The following is a 21,472-nucleotide window of genomic DNA, read 5'->3' on the forward strand; positions in this document are numbered from 1 at the left end:
GATTACTTCTACCAGTTCTCCTACTGGCATATTTTCTAGGGCTTCTCGTTCATATTGCGGTGGCTCTTTCATCCCTTTACTTTAGCCGCTTTGGCTCTTTTGTCAATTTCTTACCTGATTCTTTACGAACATTTAGGCGTAACCTGTGCTACCGCTTCGTCAAATACAGAACGTCTCGTACAACGTAACTTCGTCCATCGGTGCGATCATCCCTCGGAACGTCGTCGCGTTTCCTTGAAATTGACGACGGAAGGAAAAGAACATCTCGATGCGGCTAGAGATCTTACCCGTGCTTATATTGCCGATCTGCTCGACTCCTTGAGCGAAGAACAGATCGCCAAAATTGATGCTAGCTTAGCATTGCTCCACCAAGTTTTTGAATCAAAATCTACATTATCAAAATCTACATTATAAAGCTGCTGATTTTCATCAAAGATGGTTGGTGGTGATTCACCCCACCAATCTATATTTGAAGTGTATCTTGAGTATGACGAAACTGATGGCAAATGTAGAATTGGTGATTTTTGATTGTGATGGCGTATTGGTTGATAGCGAGTCAATTATCAATCGCGTGTTCGCTGATACTTTAACTGAATGTGGATTTCCCATTACCTATGCAGAGGTCACCCGTTTATTCGTCGGGAAATCCGTGGCGACCTCTATTGAAATCCTCCAACAAATTTATGGAAAACCCATTCCATCTAATTTGTTAGATCTCAATCGAGAACGGGGCATTGTTGCCATGAAGCAGGAATTAAAAGCGATCGCAGGAATTACCGAGATTTTACAAGCGCTGACCCTGCCAAAATGTGTTGCCTCCAATAGTAGTCCTCGTCATATAAGGTTAGCCTTAGAACTAACGGGACTTTTAGACTATTTTGATGGCAAGCTCTATAGCTGTCATCATGTCGATCGCCCCAAGCCTTTTCCTGATGTCTATCTCTATGCTGCAAGTCAAATGGGATATGCTCCAGAGAATTGCCTAGTAATTGAGGACTCCGTAACAGGTGTGCAAGCGGGCTATGCGGCGGGAATGACGGTATTAGGTTATGCACCGAGTCATAGCGACTCTTCCCATCGAGAGGATTTAATTGCCGCAGGAGCTAAGCTGGTATTTGAAGATATGCGGCAATTGCCAAGTTTTTGGGAATCTCAAAACCTCACTGGGTTTGGTTTTTAATTCACGAAAGTGTGACAACACTTTCGTGAATTGGTCTAAATCAGAGACTTGTCACCCGCATTGCGGGTGACGGGTCTCTGATTTAGATCGATTTGTTTCTTAAAATAAGATAGACAAGACTATCTACGAGTTTTTGGGAGGAGAGGGGCATAATCTCTTTGCCGTACATCAGTTCCTGCGACACCACAAAAGAAACCAGCGTGCCGAAAAAGATTTGAGCGGTCGCTTCAGAGTCTTGAATTCCTAATTCGGGACGATCATCAAAATACTTTCCTAATAGTTGTCGTCCGCGTTGGATTACGGTGTGATAATAGAGTTTTGCCATTTCAGGAAATCGCGATGATTCGGCAATGACGACTCTTAATAGGCTGAGATATTGGTGATCGTCGCTAACCTTTAGGAGATAGGCTTCCGCTACTTGCCGCAATAGTCCCTCTGGATCACCAGTCAATTCTTCAGAATCAAATAGAGTTTGGAAGCGTGAGATGGTAATTTGTTCGATTAGCGCCTTAAATAAACCTTCTTTGTCATGAAAGTAGCTATAGATAGTTTGTTTGGAAACTCCAGCCTCGATCGCTACTCGATCCATACTCGTCCCCGCATAACCATCTCGAAAAAAAACCTGCATTGCTCCTTGGAGAATTTTTTCTTGTTTGTGATTGCTGGTCTGTGAAGGGCTGGCGATGAGAGTCATGAAGTTAACTGAGAATTTAGTAAAAAGAGCGAAAAGATTTAATTTTATTTAATTGTATTGCGATCTTGTCCATACTAGACTGTCTAGTATGACAGATAAATCCTACGTTCTTTGGCGATCGCTATGACACAGACTGCCCCCAATCCACCCGAATCGACTCAGCAACAGTCCAACTTGCCAAGTTCGCTCCCAACTCCAACCCTTGATGTCAAAAAGAAAAAAATAAACCTGCGGCTAATTATTCCTTTGACATTAGCAATTGGGGTGATTGGTTATGGGATTTGGATGATTTTGCCCAAGCCTGCGGAAACGGTATTGCATGTAAGCGGGCGCTTGGAGTCGGATGAAACCGATATTGGCGCAAAAACTGGCGGACGCATTGTGACAATTCTCGTTCGTGAGGGCGATACGGTTAAAAAAGATCAATTGGTCGTAGAAATTGAAGATGAAGAAATTCCCGCTCAACTTAGTGGATTAAATGCGCAGATCGAGGCAGCACGCCAAGAGGAACTTCAAGCCAAAGATGAAGTTTCGGTCGCTGAGAGTCGGATTCGCGAAGCGAGTTTAAATCTTCAGCAGTCAGAAGGTGACTCGGTCGGCAGAATCGATCAAGCACAATTTACGGTAGCGGCAACAGAGTCCGATCTGCGTCAATCTGAGGCTCAGGTCAAACAATCCGAGGCTCAGCTCCAACAGTCGAAGGCGGAACTGAGACTGGCGGCGATCGATCGCGATCGCTATGCCGATCTGGTCAAGCAAGGGGCGGTCAATCAGCAGCAATTTGACCAAAAGCAAACCGCTTTGGAAACCAGTTTAGCGAATCTAAATACGGCTGAAGCAAAGTTGGTAGCTAGTCGAGCGGGGGTTACTGCTGCGCGCGATCGCTTTTTGGCAGCTCAGGGTAGTTCGGTTCAGGTGCGATCAACGGGCTTGAATCCAGACATTCGCACAGCCCAACTCGATGCCTATTATTTACAAAGGACTCAGGCGATCGCTAAATTAGCGGCAGCTCAAGCAAAGGTCAAAAATGCGCAAGCATCTCGCGATCAAATTCAACGTCGCTTAGATTCTTTTAAGGTCAAAAGCCCCATTAATGGCATTGTCCAGAGTCGTCCGCTAGAGTCGGGGGCAGTGGTAGCAACGGGTAAAACGCTGCTGACAATCATCGATCCGAATGCCGTGTATTTGCGATGTTATATTCCCGAAGGAGACATCGGTAAAATTCGCGTCGGTCAGGTAGCTAGAGTATTTCTCGATTCCAGCCCGAATAAGCCCTTTGCTGCCCATGTAGCGCAAATCGATACCAAGGCTTCCTTTACTCCCGAAAATATCTACTTCAAGCAGGATCGCGTTAAGCAAGTATTTGGAGTTAAGTTAGCGATCGACCAGCCTGAAGGCTTTGCGAAGTCGGGAATGCCTGCGGATGCTGAGATTGATTTGAAGTAATTAATTTAACTGAAAGAGGATTAAAAATTCATGTCACTTACTAATGCTCTATCAAGAATCGATACTTTCCTATCTCAAAATTATCCCACCCAATTTGCGGAATGGGGAGATGGGCTTAGCGAAGAAAAAATTAATGATTTAGTCAAAGATCTGCCTTTTGTCTTTCCAGAAGAATTGCGGGAGTTATATAAATGGCACAATGGTTCTGGAGATCATTGGATTTGTGTTGTATTTCCTTTCTCTTCATTAGAAGATGCGATAAAGGACTATAAAATTATTTCTACTTTCCCCAACTCATGGAAAGTAAACTCATTCCCTCTTTTCAGTTATGAAGACGATATTCTCTTTGTAGACTGCGGAAAGAATGATCTCCCAGTTTGGTATATGTATTGGGAGAACGGAAGCACAGAGATATTTTGGAGTAGTATTACAAAAATGATACTGACAATTGCTGAAGCATTTGAAATGGGAGCTTATGGTTCTGATAATGATTACTACGAATCAGACAAAAGGAAACTTCTGAAGGTTATGTGGAGGAATGATCCTGATATTATAAATTCATTAATTGAGCAACTAAAAATTGTAAAACAAGAGCGGCTTCACCATATTCCATATGGCTATGAAAGCATTCAAAGATTTGTTTGGCAAGATATTGATAAACTCCTCACAAGTGATCAAACCAAAGTCGATATGCTCCAAGAATTTACTTCTATCTTTTTGGATGAGTGCGATCGGATTATTAATACTCCCTAAAAAACAATGCTACTTACTTCTAATCCCTCAGTTGAAAATTCTATCTCTTTTGATTCTGTAATCTCAGTACGCAATCTATCGAAGCGCTATGGAGATTTTTTAGCAGTTAAAGGCATCGATTTTGCAGTACAACAGGGAGAGATATTTGGCTTGATTGGTCCCGATGGCGCAGGGAAAACCACTTGCTTCCATATCTTAGGCGGCGTAATGGAATCTTCTGGTGGAGAAGTATTGGTACTAGGAGAAGCCCCGCGCACTGCGCGCTTAAATATTGGCTATCTCACGCAGCAATTTTCGCTCTATTTAGATTTGAGCATCGATGAGAACTTGCGCTACAGTGCAGGATTACGGCAAGTTCCCGACGACCAGTTTCAACTGCGGCGCGATAAGTATTTGCGGTTGATGAGTTTAGAGCGGATTGGCGATCGCCTTGCAGGTCAATTATCAGGTGGGATGAAACAAAAGCTGGCTCTCTGTTGTGCCTTAGTGTCCCAGCCCCGATTGTTATTGCTAGACGAACCGACTACAGGAGTCGATCCCGTATCGCGCCGCGAGTTTTGGGACGTGTTAGCTGCCCTTGCTGACGATGGGATGACCATTGTCGTAGCAACACCTTATCTCGATGAAGCCGAGCGCTGTAATCGCATCGCCCTAATGTACGAAGGACAAATTAGCGAAATCGGTACATTACCGCAATTACGCGCCAATCTGGGATTGCAGCGTTTAGAGGTAAGGACATCGGCACTGGCGGCGGCGGAAGAGGTGCTTTTAGAAACCGCAAGGGGGCGACCGAGTATTGCGGATGTGCAGACCTTTGGCGATCGCTTAGATGTGCTGGTAGAAAATCTAGAAGCCGATGAGCGGGCTGTAAGACAGGCGTTTAGCGAAAGTTTAGTCCCGATTGATAGCATTCAAGCCAGCGATGCAACCCTTGAAAATGTTTTTGTCACCAGACTGCGACAGCAAGGCTCCGATCCCTTATTCCTGCCGTTTCCGCGATCTAAAGCCCAGAATTTGAGTGAGGCGAGAATGGATAATGTAGCGATCGCTGCTAGAAATCTCCAAAAGACCTTTGGCAAATTTCGCGCCGTAAAAGAGGTGAATCTGGAAATTCACTATGGCGAGATTTATGGACTACTGGGCGCGAACGGTGCAGGTAAAACCACGACGATCAAAATGCTCTGTGGCTTGCTGGAAGCGACGAGCGGCAAAATGACCTTAGCAGGGCAGAGCCAGAATTTGCGGAGTAGTGCTTTACGAAAACGAATCGGCTACATGAGCCAGAAATTTACGCTCTATGACGATCTCAGCATTCTTCAGAATTTAGAATTTTATTGTGGCGTTTACGAAGTTCCTCAACACTTACGCCAACAAAAAATTGCTTGGGTCTTAGAAACCTGCGGGCTAATCGGGCGGGAAAATATGCTGACGGGCAAACTTCCAGGGGGATGGAAGCAGCGTGTCTCCTTTGGGGCTTCGGTGATGCATGAGCCAGAAATTCTCTTTTTAGATGAGCCGACTTCTGGGGTCGATCCTTTGGCGAGGCGACAGTTTTGGCGCACGATTAATGATTTTGCGCGACAGGGAACGGCGATTTTAGTGACCACGCATTATTTAGAGGAAGCGGAACAATGCAACCGTATGGGCTTTATGGTGGCTGGTGAGGTGGTCTTGCAAGGTTCGCCCACGGAGGTTAAAGCTGCTCAAGTCGGTCAGTTAATCGAACTGAAGGTCGATCGCAATCAACAAGCCGCTAATTACCTAAAAACAATTTTAGAACCTTGGCGCGTCTCGATCTTTGGCGATCGCCTCCATGTGGTGCTAGATGATCCATCGGTCGAGTTACCCCAAATGCGATCGCATCTTGCCGAAAATCACATTCAAATTTTTAGCGATCGTCCCGTGCCTTTCTCCTTGGAAGATGCTTTTATTGGCACAGTACAGCGATCGGAAGCTGGTATAGCTCACTTAGATGAGTAACAGCTAAAGTAAAAATATTAGTATAAACTCGCAGTTAATATCAAAGACAATTCTTATGCTTAACGACCTTACCAACTCCCAACGCGATCGGCAAAATATTCTGAACAATCGCTATGCGATCGAAAAAGTAGAAGAGCATCTTGCTCTTGGCGGCATTGCTTATCAAGATACTGTCGTCTTTACGAAACAGCAGTTAGTTTCTCTATTTGAGATTAGTGAAAGCACAATTGAGAAATATCTAACCAACCATGCAGAAGAACTTAAAACAAATGGCTATACAGTGCTTAGAGGTCAAGCCCTTAAAGATTTTCTAAACACTACTGGTGGTGTCGTAATTGATTACGGTAGCAAAACGACAGCTTTAGGTATATTTACTTTTCGAGCTGCCCTGAATATCGCGATGCTTTTAACAGAAAGCGATCGCGCTCGACTGATCCGCTCCCGTATTCTAGATATCGTGATTGAGGTCGTAGCAGAGAGATCTGGTGGACACACTAAATACATTAATCAGCGTGACTGTGAATACTTGCCATCCACTTATCACGAAGTTAGTTATCGCAAAGTCTTTACTGATGCTTTAAATAGCTATTTGGATATGGGAAAAATCAAATATGCAATCTATACCAATAAAATCTATCAACTGGTTTTCAAAGAAAATGCTCAAGAATATAGTCAGATCCTCAATTTAAAAAGCAAAGATAAAGTGCGTGATACTCTGTACGCCGAAGTTCTTAAGGCGATCGCCAGTGTGGAAAATGGTTTAGCAGAAGATATGAAAATCAAATCTGCTCAATTAGGGCGCAAACTTCAGCCGTCAGAATTGGATGAATTGATTAACTTTGCTGCGAATAATCATTACCTAAAACCCATTATTGACGATGCTCGCACAAAAATGGCAAGTCGCGATCTTGGCTTTAGAGATGCCCTACATCAAAAGTTAGAAGCTTATATTCAAACTGTACCCGAAACTGATTTTGAGAAGTTCTTAGGAGAAGCGAGTAGGTCTCTAGAAGAACAACTAGCCGATCCAGAGATTTTAGCTGTATTTAAACGCCTCAAGGATCGATAGTCAATGAGTAAACAATTCTTTTATTTTAATATTCATTACGCTATTGATTTGCATGATTGGATTATTAGTAATTCAGGAGGTCTCGCTGGAATCAATAATTTGGGCTTGCTAGAAAGTCCACTAGAACATATTCAGAATGATCTTTATTATCCAGAATTCGAGGACAAACTAACCCACTTAGTTTTTTCGATTATCAAATCCCATGCTTTTGTCGATGGTAATAAACGTTCTAGCATTGAATTGGGATGTTATTTCCTAAAAATTAATGGCTACGACTATATCGTGAAGAAGTTTGTATTAGAGATGGAAAATATTGCTGTTTGGGTAGCTGAAGGAAAAATTAATAAGGATCTATTAAAAGAAATTATTAAATCTTTAATCTATGAAGATGACTATAGCGAGTCGCTCAAGCTAGAGATTCTGATTGCAATATCTAAAGAATTATAAAAGCGCCAATTCAAGTATGAAACGAATCCTTTCTCAATGCTCCAAAGAACTATCGCAATTTAAACGCGATCGCTTGACCTTGGCGTTAGCATTTTTACTACCATTGATTACACTATTTATCTTCGGCTTTGCCATACGTCTAGAAGCGAAGAATATTCCCCTTGTGATTCAAGATTACGATCGCAGTCCGATTAGTCAACGCTATGTCGCCAAGCTATTTGCCACCAATCAATTTATCTTTGTGCCTTGGAATGTGAATGACTCGGTAGAAATAGCCCTCGATCGCGCGATCGCCAAGGCAGGGGTAATTATTCCCCCTGAATTCAGTCGTCGCATTGCCGCAGGAAAAATTGCCGATATCCAAGTCCTTGTCGATGGAACGGATGCCAATAATGCCAGAGTCATCAAAAATAGCATCAAGGCGACAACTAGTGATTTTATGCAAGCCGAGGGTTTAATTCCTGACACTAATTTGCTAACCACTAGATCTCGTCTATGGTTCAATCCTGGCAGACAAGAATCTCTCTACATTGTCCCTGGAGTCTATGCGGTAGTGTTATGGATTTTCCCTTCTCTGCTATCGGCGATCGCCATGGTTCGCGAAAAAGAGCGTCAAACGATTTTGCAGGTTTATGCTTCTAGCATGAGTTCTACGGAATTAATTTTAGGCAAAGGCTTAGCCTACTTGATCATCAGTATGGGCATAGCGCTCTTAGTAATGACTATTGGGGCGATCGTGTTTAGATTAAGCTTTGCGGGAGATCCTACCCCTTTACTATTTGCCATTCCCACTTACCTATGGGCTAGTGTTATGTTTGGATTAATGTTAGGTACGCGAACGAGCAATCAAAACGCCGCCGTACAGGGGGTTGCCCTTGTCGGGTTTTTAACAGCCCTACTTCTATCAGGCTTTATCTATCCATTAAGTAACATTCCTTTCCCTCTATCTCTATTACCCAATGTCATTCCTGCTCGATATTTTATTGAAATTACCCGCGATGCCTATGTGCGGGGCACAGGATGGATTGGCGTATGGTTTGCCGAGATTATGATTTTTGCGATCGGGATGTTCTTTTTTAACGTTGCTCGAAGAGTTTTAAGTAGAATGCAGTTGACGGATTGAAAGCTTTTAGCGGTTAGCTTTTAGCTTTTAGCGATGGACTTGTGGATAATAACGCAAATTTAATTGAGATGAGAATTTAAAAATGTTTAACTGGTTTTTTGCAAGTCGCTTTTGGGCTTTGGTGCGGAAGGAAATCAATCAAATTTTACGGAATAAACAGTTAATTATTTTGTTGGTTTTTCCGCCAACAATTCAATTACTAGTTTATGGATTTGCCCTCAATCCTGATGTGCATTTTCTGAAAATGGGTGTTGTAGATTATGCGCGATCGCACGAAAGTCGAGAGCTAATATCCGCCTTTACTGAAAATCGGATTTTTACGTTAGCGCAGGTTCTATCTAGTGAAAAAGAGTTAGGACAGCAAGTAGAACGTGGCAAGCTCACCGTAGGCATCGTCATCCCTCCCGAATTAAATCGGAATCTTGCCAAAGATCATCCCTCAGAAATCCAAGTACTCATTGACGGTGTCGATGCCAATACTGCTGGGATTGCCAATGGTTATGTCAGTCAAATCGTCCGTCAGTATAGCTCCAACCTATCAGGGCAATCCTCCACACCACCAATTGACTCCCATGTTACATTTCTCTACAATCCTGGCTTAGCAAGTAGTTGGTTCTTTGTTCCTGGCGTAATCGGACTGGTACTAACCTTGATTGGTTCAATTGTTTCCTCCATAACCCTTGTGCGGGAAAAGGATACGGGAACGCTCGAGCAATTGCTCATGACTCCCTCAGAGCCTTGGGAGATTCTCCTGTCCAAAATTGTGCCATTATTTGTATTATTGATGGGTGATGTCTTTCTTGCCCTTGGTTTAGGAAGATTTGTGTTTGGGATTCCCTTTCAGGGGAGCTTTTTCCTTTTCTTGATCTTGTCAGGGCTTTATCTCTTTGTGGGTATTGGTGTGGGGATCATGCTAGCCACCGTTTGCCAATCACAGCAGCAAGTGGTACTCACTACATTCTTCATTAATTTGCCTATGGTGCAGTTGTCAGGAGCGATCGCCCCTGTCGAGACGATGCCTGAATTTTTTTACTATCTCTCATGGTTTAATCCCTTACGACACTATGTAGCGATCGTGCGCGGTATTCTGCTCAAAGGTGTAGGGCTAGAAGCCCTATGGATGCATGTGGTTTCCCTTGCTATTTTCGCTGTCCTCTTATTAACAATCAGTGCCAGAAAATTTCGCAGTCAACTAAGCTAAGTTTTAATACCAAGTTAAGAAATGGTGTAGCCATTTCTTACAGCAATTATCGATTAAACGAACCATAAGGAAATTTTTGAAAGCGTTGCTTTGCAACGCTTTCAAAAATTTCCTTGATTTGGGTTTAAGCACAAAGCGCTGTAGATGTCTTTTTTTCTTTTTCATCTACTTTAGGCAGTTTGTATCTCTTTTACTCTGCCTTTTTTTCCTTTTTTAGTCTAAACTCCAGCAAAGTGATTCACTACTTCGGTAATGAAGTTCGGAAGGATTCACTAAAAAAATTTGCACATGGCGACATAAATAGGATATCTGTTAAAAGTTACTATCAATGCAGCGATGTTGACAAAGTAAGAGCCAGAGCAAAAAGAAAACTAGGAGAGAGAAAATATAAGCTGCTCACATGTAACTGTGAGCATTTTGCTACGTGGTGTAAAACAGGCAAATGGAAATCCAATCAAATAGAACAACTTCATAAATCCACCTTTATATATGTTGGTCATCACTCATACAAGGCTATTAGAAAAGTCTCAAAAGAGACTACAAAAGCCACCTCAAGTATTAGGAAAGTCTTTAAGAGGCTTAGACTCATTTAAGTCAAGAGCAAGACTACAGCCTTCTATAATTTAAATAACTGAATTAAAAGCTTAGGTTTAAAAATCTATGGTGACAGTGGACAAAGAAGCAAACAATAATGTCATTACAACCAAGAGAAATTAGGCGATACATCACATCAGCAGGCACAAATCCCTTTGATGAGTGGATAGTCTCACTCTGAGATCCAATAGTAAGAGCTAAAATTAACGAAAGATTACGGCGCATATTTCTAGGAAATCTGGGTGATTACAAATCTGTTGGTGATGGTGTATTTGAGTTAAGGATTCACTATGGAGCAGGTTATCGTGTTTATTTTGGGCAAATTGACTCAGTTGTAATCTTGCTGTTATGTGGCGGTGACAAAAGCACTCAAAATCGAGATATTCGCAAAGCTAAAAACTATTGGAGAGACTATGAACAGCGTACAAGCACAGACAAATAATGCGCCAGTTAACACCTTAGTAAGTGACAGCTATTTGGATGCTCTGATTAATTCTCTGCAAGATCCTATTGAATCAGCTTGCTATCTTACTGCGATCATCGAAGCTGAAGATCCTGAACCTGAGCTACTGCCCCTAGCACTTAACGACGTATCTAAAGCGCTAGATAAAACAGGAGGTAGTACTCAATCTCTAGAAGCAATCTTACAAAAACAAGGTACTGAAGCAATTCACAGTTTAGCTGATTGGCTCAAGGGATTGGGACTAAAACTGACGGTGACAGTTGATGCTACTGAAGTTCAGTTTGAAGAAGATTCCGAGCAAGAGTTAAAAGAGCTAGAAATAGCGGCTTAAGTGTACCTAGAGGGTAAAAGGTCGCCAAGGTAGATCGCTTGTGCCAGTTAAAAGTAAATCTTTGGTGATTTGAGCCGTTATGGGAGCCATCAATACGCCATTGCGATAGTGACCTGTCGCAACGAGCATATGTGGATGATCGGGCACAAAACCTAAAATGGGCGATTGATTGGCAAGCGGTCTGGGGCGATCGCCTGCCCATGTTTCCAAAACTTCCGCATCTGCAAAAGTGGGACACCAAGCGATCGCTTGGTCTAGCAATAACGATACGTTCGCCTCACAGGGGATTTGCTTGGGTTCAAACTCTAGGGTTGCACCGAGCCAATAGCGATCGCCACCTAAAGGCACAATATTGAGATCCGAGCCATCCTCATTTTCGATATGAACGACGTTTTGGAGATTTAGGTTGGGGATGTGCAATAGCAGGGCTTGACCGCCCACGGGTTGCATGAGATCTTGTCCCGCATATTTAGGATGATTTTGTAAAAAAGGGGAAAGTAGGGCATTAGCGCCCAAACCTGATGTCACGACAATGCGATCGCTGGATATTTCCTCCAAATTATTCACTGATGTATTCCAAAGGAACTTCACCCCATTTTGAGTTGCGGCTTCGACGAGAGCATTTACCAATTGGGTAGGATGTACCGCCCGATCGCAGGGACTTAATAAGCCGCCATCGGTTTTCCATAGTGGAAAATCAGCAAAAACTTCCTCGCGCTCTAGCCATTGCAGCGCAAATCCCTGTCTAGCGCGAATTTCAGACAGCGATCGCGATTTTGTTTCAGCATCAGGCGATCGATATAAATTTAAAATCCCCTTGCGGTTATAGAGAATATCGCATTGGGTTTGGTCGGTCAGCTCGGCAATTAGGCGATCGTATTTACTCAAGCTTGCCAAACGTAACTTTACCAAAACTCCCCTTGCTCTGGAGCTAGAAGCTGCCATGAGTACGCCCAAAGCCGAGCTTGTCGATACCATTGCAGGTCGAGCATTGGCTTCAAGCACTGTTACCCTAAATTCATCGTTATTTTTGCTCTTATTTTTGCCCTTACTTAGCTCATAGGCAAGCATTGCCCCAATCACCCCGCAACCAATGATAGTGACATCTTTCATGAATATTTTGATTAAAGTTGAATATTTTGATTGAATATTTTGATTGAATATTTTGATTAAAAAAGTAAATTTGGCTTACTTGCCCATAAGTTAAGTGGCTGGGCATAATTAAAATCCAGAATCAAAAGCTGTAGCATGCGCTACAGCTTTTGGAATTTTATATTTAATTCTACCCAGCTATAGCTATATTCACTATCTATTGTGAGATTCGATTTCAAGATTCGATCGTAATCATGCTTAAAGTCAATGCTAAACTTTTGGAATAAGTGCAAATCCTGTAGCATTTGCGGTAGAAAATCCCTTAGTCCTGCAAAATTAATGCATTAACCCTGTGATTACGCTGAACCTACTGCATCCAATCGAAGCTATCCCGATCCAAACATGGAAATTTAAATCTGAGCCAGTCATTCGGATTGGGCGATCGGGTGATAATGACGTGATCCTTTATAGCTCAGTTGTCTCTCGCTACCATGTGGAGCTTCGCCGTCACTCACTGCATTGGGAGATCGTTAATATTGGCGCAAACGGCACATACATTAACGATCAACAGATCGAAACAGAGCGAGTGCAGGACGGTATTACGATTCGCCTTGCGACTACTGGTCCCAAGTTGCAAATTTTGCTAGATGGCGCAGAAGCGATGACACCTTCACCACGCGATGCCGCTACTAAGCCGTTGTCGCCCAATAAGCCCGCCGATGGTCGTCCTACCTTTATGTCGAAAAAGTAAAGGCGAAAAAGTAAAGGCGAAAAAGTAAAGGCGAAAAAGTAAAGGCGAAAGAGTAAAGGCGAAAGAGTAAAGGGGGATTTATTATGGGTGATGGCAAAATTTGCTCTCACCCAATGTATAGTTTTTTGAAATATGCGATCGCCAATATCGTATTATCATAGACTTGGCATAATTTGGCACAAGTTGACAGTTTTGCCAAAAGTTGGCAAAAGCCCAAACAACGTTTTTTGATTTCTAGATATATTCAATCTAGGCATACTTAATCTAGGCATATTTAAATAATGAAGGTCACTCTAGAGAAGCTTCCCGCTAGTCAAATTGGTTTTGACATTCAAGTAGAAGGGGCAAAGTCTCAAGCAATATACGATCGCATCGTCAAAGATTTGACACGTACGATGCAAGTCCCCGGTTTTCGCAAAGGTAAAGCCCCTACTCAACTTGTATTGAGACAGGTTGGCACTCAAAGACTTAAAGCTAATGTCCTTGAAGAGCTACTGGAAAAAACCTTAAATGAAGCTCTTGCGGAAAATAAAGAAGTAAAAGATAAGGCTCTGGGCGGCTTCCAACTTATTACGGATATCGAGACCCTCGTTCAAATCTTCACTCCAGGACAAGAGTTATCCTTTAAGGCGGCGATCGATGTTGAACCAGAAGTAAATCTTGCGAAATATCAAGGCTTCACCGTAAAAGCAGAAGAAATTAAACCTGACCTCACCGAAGTTGATCGCACCTTAAACGAATTCCAAGTTCGCAAGTCTACCCTTGTTCCCGTCGAAGATCGGGCTATTCAGCTCAATGATGTGGTCACCGTCGATCTTAAGGTTCTAGACCGCGCCACAGGTGAAGAATTGCCCGATGCAGGTGAAGAAGATTTTCAGTTAGATGTGGACGAAAAAGCATTTATTCCTGAAGTTGTTCAAGCGATCATCGGTGCAGCGATCGATGATGTCGTCGAAGTTGAGTCGGTTTTTCCTGAAGAATATTACCCTGAAGAATATGTCGGTAAGGAAATTAAGTATGTAGTCTCGATCAAATCGATCAAGGGTCGCGAACTTCCTGCCCTTGATGACGAATTTGCTCAATCGATTAGCGACAAGCAAACGATCGCCGAACTACGCGAACTGCTCGAAAAGCGTGTAGTAGACGATGCTGAGACAAAGACTCAAGCAAACAAAGAACGGGCAGTGCTTGAAGCACTTACCGCCGAGCTGGAGGTCGATCTGCCTGTAACCCTATTGCAACAAGAACTCGACTTTTTGGTAAGACAACAAGCCAGTTACTTGCAAGAACGCATCGATCCTGCCATGGCAAAGCACCTATTTACTAAGGAACTCGTTGAGGAAATGCGTCGCCTCAATCAACCAGAGGCAGTGAAGCGTCTCAGACGTAAAGTTGCCCTAGATGAAATCGTCAGACAGGAAAATATTACTGTTGATGAAGCCGAACTCAAGGAAAGAGTCGCTAATACCCTTGAAGCCATTAAGGATCCTAATATCGATGCTTCTAGATTAGCTAGTTTAATCCAAGAGGAGATCTTGAGCGAACGCGCCTTGGCATGGCTAATCGAGCATTCTGAAATTGAGTTGGTCGAGCAAGGGTCGCTCAAGCCAGAATCTGAAGTCCTCGAAAGTATCTCACCAGAGGCTGATGCAGATGTCGTAACCGTTGATGCATCATCTGAAGAAGCCTAATTAAACAAGAGAGGGGTGCTTAGCACCCCTCTCTTGTTTAATTAGATTTAATTAGTCATGAAAATTTTGGCTTAGAATTAGTGTGGCTGGATACCAATACAATTTTTGAGGCATAATAGCTCTCAAGTAGGTATTTTTAAACTCAAGCTTTACTGCTCGGGTTTTGCCTAGGATATTTCGTTAACTTTATGGTGAATTCAAAACGAATGTACCCTTTATCTAGTCAATTAACATCAAACCAATTTGCGATCGCTTCGACCCAAAATCAGGTTGTGCCGATGGTAGTCGAGCAATCAGGTAAAGGCGAAAGAGCATTTGATATTTTTTCGCGCCTACTGCGCGAACGCATCGTGTTCTTAGGTTCGCAAGTAGATGACACCACCGCAAACCTGATCATGTCGCAGCTTTTATTTTTAGAAGCTGAAGACCCAGACAAAGACATTTATTTATATATCAACTCTCCTGGGGGATCTGTCTATGCAGGCATGGCGATCCTCGATACGATGAACCACGTTCGCCCCGACGTTTGTACTATTTGTATGGGGTTAGCCGCGAGTATGGGTGCTTTTCTACTAGCCTCTGGTGCTAAAGGTAAACGGATGTCGTTGCCCAATGCGCGGATCATGATTCACCAGCCCCTCGGTGGCGCTCAAGGTCAAGCCGTTGATATCGAAATCCAAGCGCGAGAAATCCTGTACATTAAGCGATCGCTGAACGAGATGCTAGCTACTAGTACGGGCAAGCCCATTGAGCAGATCGAGCAAGACACCGAACGTGATTTCTTTATGTCACCAGCAGAAGCTCAACAATATGGTTTAATCGATCAAGTTTTAACTAATTCCAAAGGCTTCCAGCCCTCTGCCCTATCCTTAGTCTAGCCATTGCGACAACCTCACATTGAGATAGCTTATGCCCAGTAAATATGACTCTCATCTTAAATGTTCCTTCTGCGGTAAGTCGCAGGAGCAGGTACGCAAGTTAATTGCTGGACCAGGGGTATACATTTGCGATGAGTGTGTGGATTTGTGTAACGAAATCCTCGATGAGGAGTTGTTTAATAGCGCTCCTCCCCAAGCTGCCCAACGAAAAGATCCCGCCAGTGAAAAGCGAAAACCTAAAACTGCGGCAAATCTTAATCTCAGTCAGATCCCCAAACCCCGGGATATCAAGCGCTATCTGGATGAAAATGTAGTCGGTCAAGACGAAGCTAAAAAGGTTTTGTCGGTAGCGGTTTACAACCATTACAAGCGTTTGAGCTTTATCGAGTCTTCAGCAAAAGGTCAGAATGAAGATGGAATTGAACTTCAGAAGTCTAATATTTTGCTGATTGGGCCCACGGGTTGTGGCAAGACCCTTTTAGCGCAAACCTTGGCTGAGATGCTGGATGTGCCTTTTGCGGTTGCCGATGCGACCACACTGACTGAGGCTGGCTACGTTGGCGAAGATGTAGAGAATATTTTACTGAGGCTATTACAGGTCGCCGATCTTGATGTTGAAGAGGCTCAGCGGGGCATTATATATATCGATGAAATTGATAAAATTGCCCGTAAGGGAGAAAACACCTCGATTACTCGTGATGTATCGGGAGAGGGGGTACAGCAAGCATTGCTGAAAATGCTGGAAGGGACGATCGCGAATGTGCCGCCTCAAGGTGGTCGCAAACATCCCTATCAAGACTGTATCCAGATCGATACGAAAAATATCTTGTTTATCTGTGGTGGGGCTTTTGGTGGGTTAGAAAAGTCGATCGAACAACGTATTGGTAAAAAGTCGATGGGCTTTGTGCAGCAGGGTGAAGCTATGCCCCGTGAAAAGCGCACTGCTGAAATTCTGAAGAATGTACAGCCCGACGATCTGGTTAAGTTTGGCATGATTCCAGAATTTATCGGTCGTGTACCCGTAACGGCGGTGGTCGATCCCCTTGACGAAAAGGCTTTGATGGCAATCTTAACCGAACCTCGGAGTGCCTTGATTAAGCAGTATCAAAAGCTCTTGAAAATGGATAACGTCCAGCTTGAGTTTCAAACTGATGCGGTACAGGCGATCGCTAAAGAAGCCTATCGTCGTAAAACTGGGGCGAGAGCTTTACGGGGTATCGTCGAGCAGTTGATGCTAGACATGATGTATGAGTTGCCATCACGCAAGGATGTCACCAAATGTCTAATTACTCGCGACATGGTGGAGAAACTATCAACAGCCGAGATTTTGCAGCATCCTGCCTCCATGCCTAAACCTGAATCAGCCTAGAGAAAAAAGACTCGCTTTACGAGTCTTTTTTTTCTCTAGGAAAGGAAAGGGGCGGCGCTTTGCGCCGCCCCTTTCCTTTTTTGTTTTTTGTCCTAGGGTTTTCAAAGTTCAAAATGGCGTAGCCATTTTGAACTTTGGTATAAATGAAGGCGAGAAAAGTATTAGAAGCAAGTATTAGAAATTGTGGCGATCGCCAACGCCTACAAGTTTTTTTTGAATAATGCCTTGAGAGGATTTGGACGTTGGCTTAATTGTTGGCTTTGTTGTCCGAGAGCCACACTAATCAAGACGATCGCAATACCAAGGATTTGGAGGGGGGTGAGGGTTTGGTGTAAAAAGAAGAAGCCAATAAATGTCGCTACTAGAGGACTCATTAAACCCAGATAAGAGACAGCCGAAGCTTTGAGTTTATCAATTCCTCGAAACCAGAGTGCATAGGCAACCCCTGTCCCAATTACTCCTAAGTAAATAAAACCGATCAGATTAGACCATGAAATATTAGTAATTGGTTTCTCGATTACCAAGGCAACGGGCAGTAAAACGATACCACCAACTACTAATTGCCATGCTGTAAAAACTAGTAGAGACACGGGACGTTTCCAGTGTTTGACCATTACAGTTCCTAAGCCCATGGTGGCGGCTCCAGCGATCGCGGCAATAATACCAAGGATATCAAGCCTTGCGGTTGGAGCCAGAACTAAAAATCCGACACCCACAAATCCTGCGATCGCTGCCACAATCGATAGCTTGGAGGGTTTTTCATTCAATATAAACCATGAAAATAAAACAACTAGCAAAGGTTGGATTGCTCCTGCTGTTGCTGCAACGCCACCAGGAAGCCTATAGGCAGCCACAAATAAAAGAGCTTGAAAGATGCCAATATTAAGGCTGCCAAGGATGAATATGCGCCACCACCAAATCCCTTGCGGTAGTTGTCTCAGCCAGATAGTAAGCATTAGTCCAATTGGTAGCGCTCTTAAGGCGGCTACTGTCAGTGGATGGTTGGGGGGTAGTAATTCGGTTGCTACTGCATAGGTGGTTCCCCATGTCATTGGCGCTAGAGCTGTCAGAAAAATATCCGATCCGCTGGCAGGATTTTTCACGATTTTATCTCTATATCAAGATACTTAATGTAGAGATTATACCGATTTATCTTGATGTTAAGATAGTTTTGCTCGGTGTTTAGGCAAAGTGAGATTTTCATGAGTGATGCCGTTGATAGGATTTTGGCGCAATGGCAAAGAGAGCGTCCTGATTTAGACGTATCCCCAATGGGTATCATTGGGAGAATTGGCAGATTGAACAAGCACTTAGGACAAGCGCTTCAGGTATCTTTTTCTAAATTTGGCTTAAATGTTGGGGAGTTCGATGTGCTAGCGACGTTGCGACGTTCGGGCGAGCCTTATCAACTTACGCCGACGGAGTTATTCAATACGCAAATGGTTTCATCGGGTACGATGACGCATCGAATCGATGGATTGGAACGAGCAGGGCTTGTAAGGCGGATTCCCGATCCTAGCGATCGGCGAGGAACGATCGTTCAGTTAACTAATGATGGTTTTGCTGTAATTGAAAGGGCTGTGGAAGCCCATGTAGCCAATGAGCATTGCTTATTGAGTGTTCTAGAAGCGTCGGAACGTGAAGCTCTCAATCAATTACTCCGCAAACTATTGATTGCGTTTGAGGAGAATATCTAGAGTGAAGGGTTAGAGACTTTGCTGATCGTACGCCATTTGCGTGAGGATAAAATCAAACAAAAAACAAGAAGAGAAGGTTGGTGCGAAGCACCAACCTTCTCTTCTTGGGATTGATGTACTAATAACCTTGTAAGGTTTGCTTAGGGCATAAAACCCAAAAGATGAGTGGCGGCGCGAAGCTCCGCCACTCATCTTTTGGGTTTTAATTCGTCCTAGCTATCTCTTATACCAATTCACGAAAGTGTGATAACACTTTTGTAAATTAAAAACCAAACCTAGTAAGGGTTTTCAAAGCTCAAAATGGCGTAGCCATTTTGAGCTTTGGTATTACGTTTCTATAGCTTGCACTATCAGTTTTGACGCTGATTTTTAATTATGCCTAGCTACTTAAGTAGTTTGGCATAATTAAAAACCAAAACCAGAGAGCATACCGCCCGCTACGCGGGCGGTATGCTCTCCTAGGTTTTAAGTTTACTTATGCCTAGCTACTTACAAGCCTGTTTTAACCATAATGTCTCTTCTTCAGTGAGCATCGGTGATAACTTCTCTACGACAGAGGCGTAATAGCTTTCGAGCCATGCAATTTGTTGTGAATTGAGCTTGCGGCGATCGATTAGCTTTTTGTCAAAGGGAATATAGGTCAAGGACTCAAACTCATACCAAGGGGTCGCATTGGGTTCTGCCTCCTGAGAACTATCTGATTCCTGTTTTGTCATCTCTTTGACAAAATAGAGATTCTCCAAACGGATACCTCCCCATTTGGGTTTGTAATATCCAGGTTCGATGCTGTTAATTGTTCCTAGATCGAGCGATTGATTTACCCGTTTGCTGATGCCATTTGGACCTTCATGGACGTTCAAGAATACGCCTACGCCATGCCCAGTACCATGACCAAAATCTAGCCCGCTTTGCCACATCGAAGAACGGGCAATGCCATCGATTTGGCTACCAGTAGTTCCTTTAGGGAATTTCTGCATCGCACAATTAATATGGGATTTGAGAACCTCGGTATAGCGATCGCATTGTTCGTCTGTAGGCGTACCAATGCTAATCGAGCGGGTATCGTCGGTAGTACCGCCATAAAATTGGGAACCAGAATCTAGTAGCAGCAAATCACCATTGAGAAGTTTACAGTCGGGATTGGGATTGCTATAATGGACGATCGAGCCATTTGCGCCCGTACCCGCGATCGTCGGAAAACTGAGGTCATAGAATCCCTCTTGTTGTCTGTAGAGCCCTTCGATTTTATCGGCAACATCGCGTTCGCTGATGGATTTGCCCGCATTAACCTGCTCTTCTATCCATTTAATTGTGAGAGTTTTTGCCCAACTTGCCTTGAGATTTGCCCGTTGCATTTGTGTGATTTCTACGGCATTTTTATGGGCTTTAAAGATTTCGACAGGGTTTTCGGCATCGATGATTTTGGCTTTGACTTCCTTGAGTTGCAGATAAGTTCCGTAAGTAGTTTGAGCGATCGCGACTTGGACGGGGCGATCATCGGCAACCAGCGATCGCAGGGTGGGAATATATTGCTCATATTCTAAAATCTGTACCTGCCCTGCTAGAGCCTGACGAACATTGTCATCAATGCGCGAATTATTGGTAAAGAGATACGCATCGGTGAGCGTGACGATCGCATAGCTAATGAATACGGGATTGCAATCCACATCTCGCCCACGTAAGTTATAGAGCCATGCGATCTGATCAAGCTTAGTAATAGGTAAAATGGCGGCTCTTTTTTTACCCATTACTTCACGAACGCGCTCTAATTTCTTTGCTAAACTTTCGCCAGTAAGGTCATCGGGCAGAGCAATGACTGGGCGATCGCCAAAGGGAGGAACTGCTTCTGTCTCAATCCAAGGGCTTTGCGATCGCACATTATCTACTAAATTCTCTAATACAGGGACAATCTCGATTCCACTAGCTCTTAGGCGTTCGGAAAAACGACGATATTGGGAGACCGTAATCGTAAAGGGATCGATGCCCAAGCGAAAGGTTTGGCATGGTCGAGAGGAATTTTGTCCAAGTTCTTCAAGGGTTTCTTCCACGGTTTGATGCTCTGCTAGTCCTACTTTGCAGATTTTCTGGAGGTTCTCATCCACTTGCATCTCCGCCTGTTCGTAGTAGCGCGAATCGACATATATCCAAGCGCGATCGGCACTGATTAAAAAATCCCCTGCGGAACCTGTAAAGCCACTAATCCATTGACGACGTTGCTTGGCTTCGGGTAGGTATTCATTGAGATGTTCGTCCGCCGATGGGACAAAATAGGCATCTAAGTCATGTTTGAGCAGTTGCGATCGCAGGGCTGCAAATTTCTGCGCAGTTTGTGAGGATTGGGGCGAGGGATTTGATGCGGTGGGAAAAGCACTCTGCAATAAAACCATGAAGTTATGTAGGTCTAAAAATTGGACTGAATAAGTGGGCTTAATTAAATATACAATCCTAGAAGCTGTGGCGCACGCGCAGCGTGCGCCACAGCTTTTTGTTTTGGTTTTTAATTATGCCCAGTGACTTATAAGAATTTTAACCTATGCCTAAAAAGAGAGGACGATCTGAAGTGCCGTCATCCTCTAAATCTCTTCCCAGTGAGAGATATGACGTTGCGGCGCGGAGCGCCGCAACGCTAATTAACGTGAGTTCGGGATAATTGGAAACGGGCTTTGAGAAAGGTTTTGCTACGCAAAACCTTTCTCAAAGCCCAAAAGTAAAA

The 21,472-nt window shown here is 43.6% G+C and carries 19 protein-coding genes and 2 pseudogenes; 17 read left to right on the plus strand and 4 right to left on the minus strand.

The features are described 5' to 3' along the window. Positions 1-120: 120 nt before the first annotated feature. Together PSE7429_RS10915 and PSE7429_RS10920 are read left to right on the plus strand one after the other, a co-directional pair. Positions 121-414 (plus strand): annotated as a pseudogene (locus PSE7429_RS10915) (MarR family winged helix-turn-helix transcriptional regulator); the annotation flags it as partial. Between the two features lie 85 nt (positions 415-499). Then, entirely contained in the window at positions 500-1,180 is a 681-nt protein-coding gene (locus PSE7429_RS10920; protein WP_100228929.1) for an HAD family hydrolase, read from the plus strand. An 82-nt stretch (positions 1,181-1,262) separates the two neighbouring features. Here PSE7429_RS10920 and PSE7429_RS10925 read toward each other — a convergent pair whose 3' ends face one another. After that, positions 1,263-1,874: a TetR/AcrR family transcriptional regulator gene (locus PSE7429_RS10925; RefSeq protein WP_009627236.1), complete on the minus strand. Its 612-nt coding sequence runs from the start codon at positions 1,872-1,874 to the stop codon at positions 1,263-1,265. A 123-nt stretch (positions 1,875-1,997) separates the two neighbouring features. Between PSE7429_RS10925 and PSE7429_RS10930 the strand changes: the two genes are divergently transcribed. The 10 genes and pseudogenes from PSE7429_RS10930 (at position 1,998) to PSE7429_RS10970 (ending at position 11,281) form a co-directional block, all read left to right on the plus strand. After that, a complete protein-coding gene (locus PSE7429_RS10930; RefSeq protein ID WP_009627237.1) occupies positions 1,998-3,320 on the plus strand; it encodes an HlyD family secretion protein in 1,323 nt (440 codons plus the stop codon). Positions 3,321-3,350: 30 nt separating this feature from the next. Continuing rightward, on the plus strand, positions 3,351-4,073 hold the full coding sequence (locus PSE7429_RS10935) for an SMI1/KNR4 family protein (protein WP_009627238.1): 723 nt from the start codon (positions 3,351-3,353) through the stop codon (positions 4,071-4,073). A gap of 6 nt (positions 4,074-4,079) precedes the next feature. Further along, positions 4,080-6,053, plus strand: a complete 1,974-nt coding sequence (locus PSE7429_RS10940) for an ATP-binding cassette domain-containing protein (protein ID WP_009627239.1) — start codon at positions 4,080-4,082, stop codon at positions 6,051-6,053. Positions 6,054-6,108: 55 nt separating this feature from the next. Beyond that, positions 6,109-7,122, plus strand: coding sequence for a hypothetical protein (locus PSE7429_RS10945; RefSeq protein ID WP_009627240.1), 1,014 nt, complete (start codon positions 6,109-6,111; stop codon positions 7,120-7,122). Positions 7,123-7,125: 3 nt separating this feature from the next. After that, positions 7,126-7,569 (plus strand): type II toxin-antitoxin system death-on-curing family toxin, encoded by a 444-nt coding sequence (locus PSE7429_RS10950; protein WP_009627241.1) that lies wholly within the window; start codon positions 7,126-7,128, stop codon positions 7,567-7,569. A gap of 16 nt (positions 7,570-7,585) precedes the next feature. Beyond that, entirely contained in the window at positions 7,586-8,692 is a 1,107-nt protein-coding gene (locus tag PSE7429_RS10955; protein ID WP_009627242.1) for an ABC transporter permease, read from the plus strand. Positions 8,693-8,774: 82 nt separating this feature from the next. Then, complete coding sequence (locus PSE7429_RS10960; RefSeq protein WP_009627243.1) at positions 8,775-9,893, plus strand: ABC transporter permease; 1,119 nt, start codon at positions 8,775-8,777, stop codon at positions 9,891-9,893. Positions 9,894-10,126: 233 nt separating this feature from the next. Then, complete coding sequence (locus tag PSE7429_RS27940; RefSeq protein ID WP_052017693.1) at positions 10,127-10,486, plus strand: lecithin retinol acyltransferase family protein; 360 nt, start codon at positions 10,127-10,129, stop codon at positions 10,484-10,486. A gap of 98 nt (positions 10,487-10,584) precedes the next feature. Next, positions 10,585-10,929: pseudogene (locus tag PSE7429_RS27945) on the plus strand (type II toxin-antitoxin system RelE/ParE family toxin). Further along, a complete protein-coding gene (locus PSE7429_RS10970) occupies positions 10,901-11,281 on the plus strand; it encodes a helix-turn-helix domain-containing transcriptional regulator (RefSeq protein ID WP_009627244.1) in 381 nt (126 codons plus the stop codon). The pseudogene PSE7429_RS27945 and the gene PSE7429_RS10970 overlap by 29 nt, the downstream one beginning before the upstream one ends. Positions 11,282-11,287: 6 nt before the next feature. Here the strand turns inward: PSE7429_RS10970 and PSE7429_RS10975 are convergent, their stop codons facing one another. Then, entirely contained in the window at positions 11,288-12,394 is a 1,107-nt protein-coding gene (locus PSE7429_RS10975) for an NAD(P)/FAD-dependent oxidoreductase (RefSeq protein ID WP_009627245.1), read from the minus strand. Positions 12,395-12,725: 331 nt separating this feature from the next. Here PSE7429_RS10975 and PSE7429_RS10980 point away from each other — a divergent pair, with 331 nt between their 5' ends. From PSE7429_RS10980 to clpX, 4 genes are all read left to right on the plus strand, one after another. After that, positions 12,726-13,124 (plus strand): FHA domain-containing protein, encoded by a 399-nt coding sequence (locus PSE7429_RS10980; protein ID WP_009627246.1) that lies wholly within the window; start codon positions 12,726-12,728, stop codon positions 13,122-13,124. Positions 13,125-13,405: 281 nt separating this feature from the next. Then, a complete protein-coding gene (gene tig, locus PSE7429_RS10985; RefSeq protein WP_009627247.1) occupies positions 13,406-14,815 on the plus strand; it encodes a trigger factor in 1,410 nt (469 codons plus the stop codon). Between the two features lie 206 nt (positions 14,816-15,021). Beyond that, complete coding sequence (gene clpP, locus PSE7429_RS10990; RefSeq protein WP_009627248.1) at positions 15,022-15,693, plus strand: ATP-dependent Clp endopeptidase proteolytic subunit ClpP; 672 nt, start codon at positions 15,022-15,024, stop codon at positions 15,691-15,693. Between the two features lie 31 nt (positions 15,694-15,724). Next, the gene (gene clpX, locus PSE7429_RS10995; RefSeq protein ID WP_009627249.1) at positions 15,725-17,062 is read left to right on the plus strand and encodes an ATP-dependent protease ATP-binding subunit ClpX; all 1,338 of its coding nucleotides are present in this window, start codon (positions 15,725-15,727) and stop codon (positions 17,060-17,062) included. Between the two features lie 200 nt (positions 17,063-17,262). Here clpX and PSE7429_RS11000 read toward each other — a convergent pair whose 3' ends face one another. Continuing rightward, positions 17,263-18,165, minus strand: a complete 903-nt coding sequence (locus PSE7429_RS11000; protein WP_009627250.1) for an EamA family transporter — start codon at positions 18,163-18,165, stop codon at positions 17,263-17,265. 99 nt (positions 18,166-18,264) lie between these two features. On the opposite strand from PSE7429_RS11000, the gene PSE7429_RS11005 reads away from it, so the two are divergent. Beyond that, positions 18,265-18,759: a MarR family winged helix-turn-helix transcriptional regulator gene (locus tag PSE7429_RS11005; RefSeq protein ID WP_009627251.1), complete on the plus strand. Its 495-nt coding sequence runs from the start codon at positions 18,265-18,267 to the stop codon at positions 18,757-18,759. Positions 18,760-19,244: 485 nt separating this feature from the next. Here PSE7429_RS11005 and PSE7429_RS11010 read toward each other — a convergent pair whose 3' ends face one another. Next, entirely contained in the window at positions 19,245-21,146 is a 1,902-nt protein-coding gene (locus PSE7429_RS11010) for a M24 family metallopeptidase (RefSeq protein ID WP_009627252.1), read from the minus strand. Between the last annotated feature and the right edge of the window lie 326 nt (positions 21,147-21,472).

This window comes from Pseudanabaena biceps PCC 7429, assembly GCF_000332215.1.
Taxonomy (GTDB): domain Bacteria; phylum Cyanobacteriota; class Cyanobacteriia; order Pseudanabaenales; family Pseudanabaenaceae; genus Pseudanabaena; species Pseudanabaena biceps.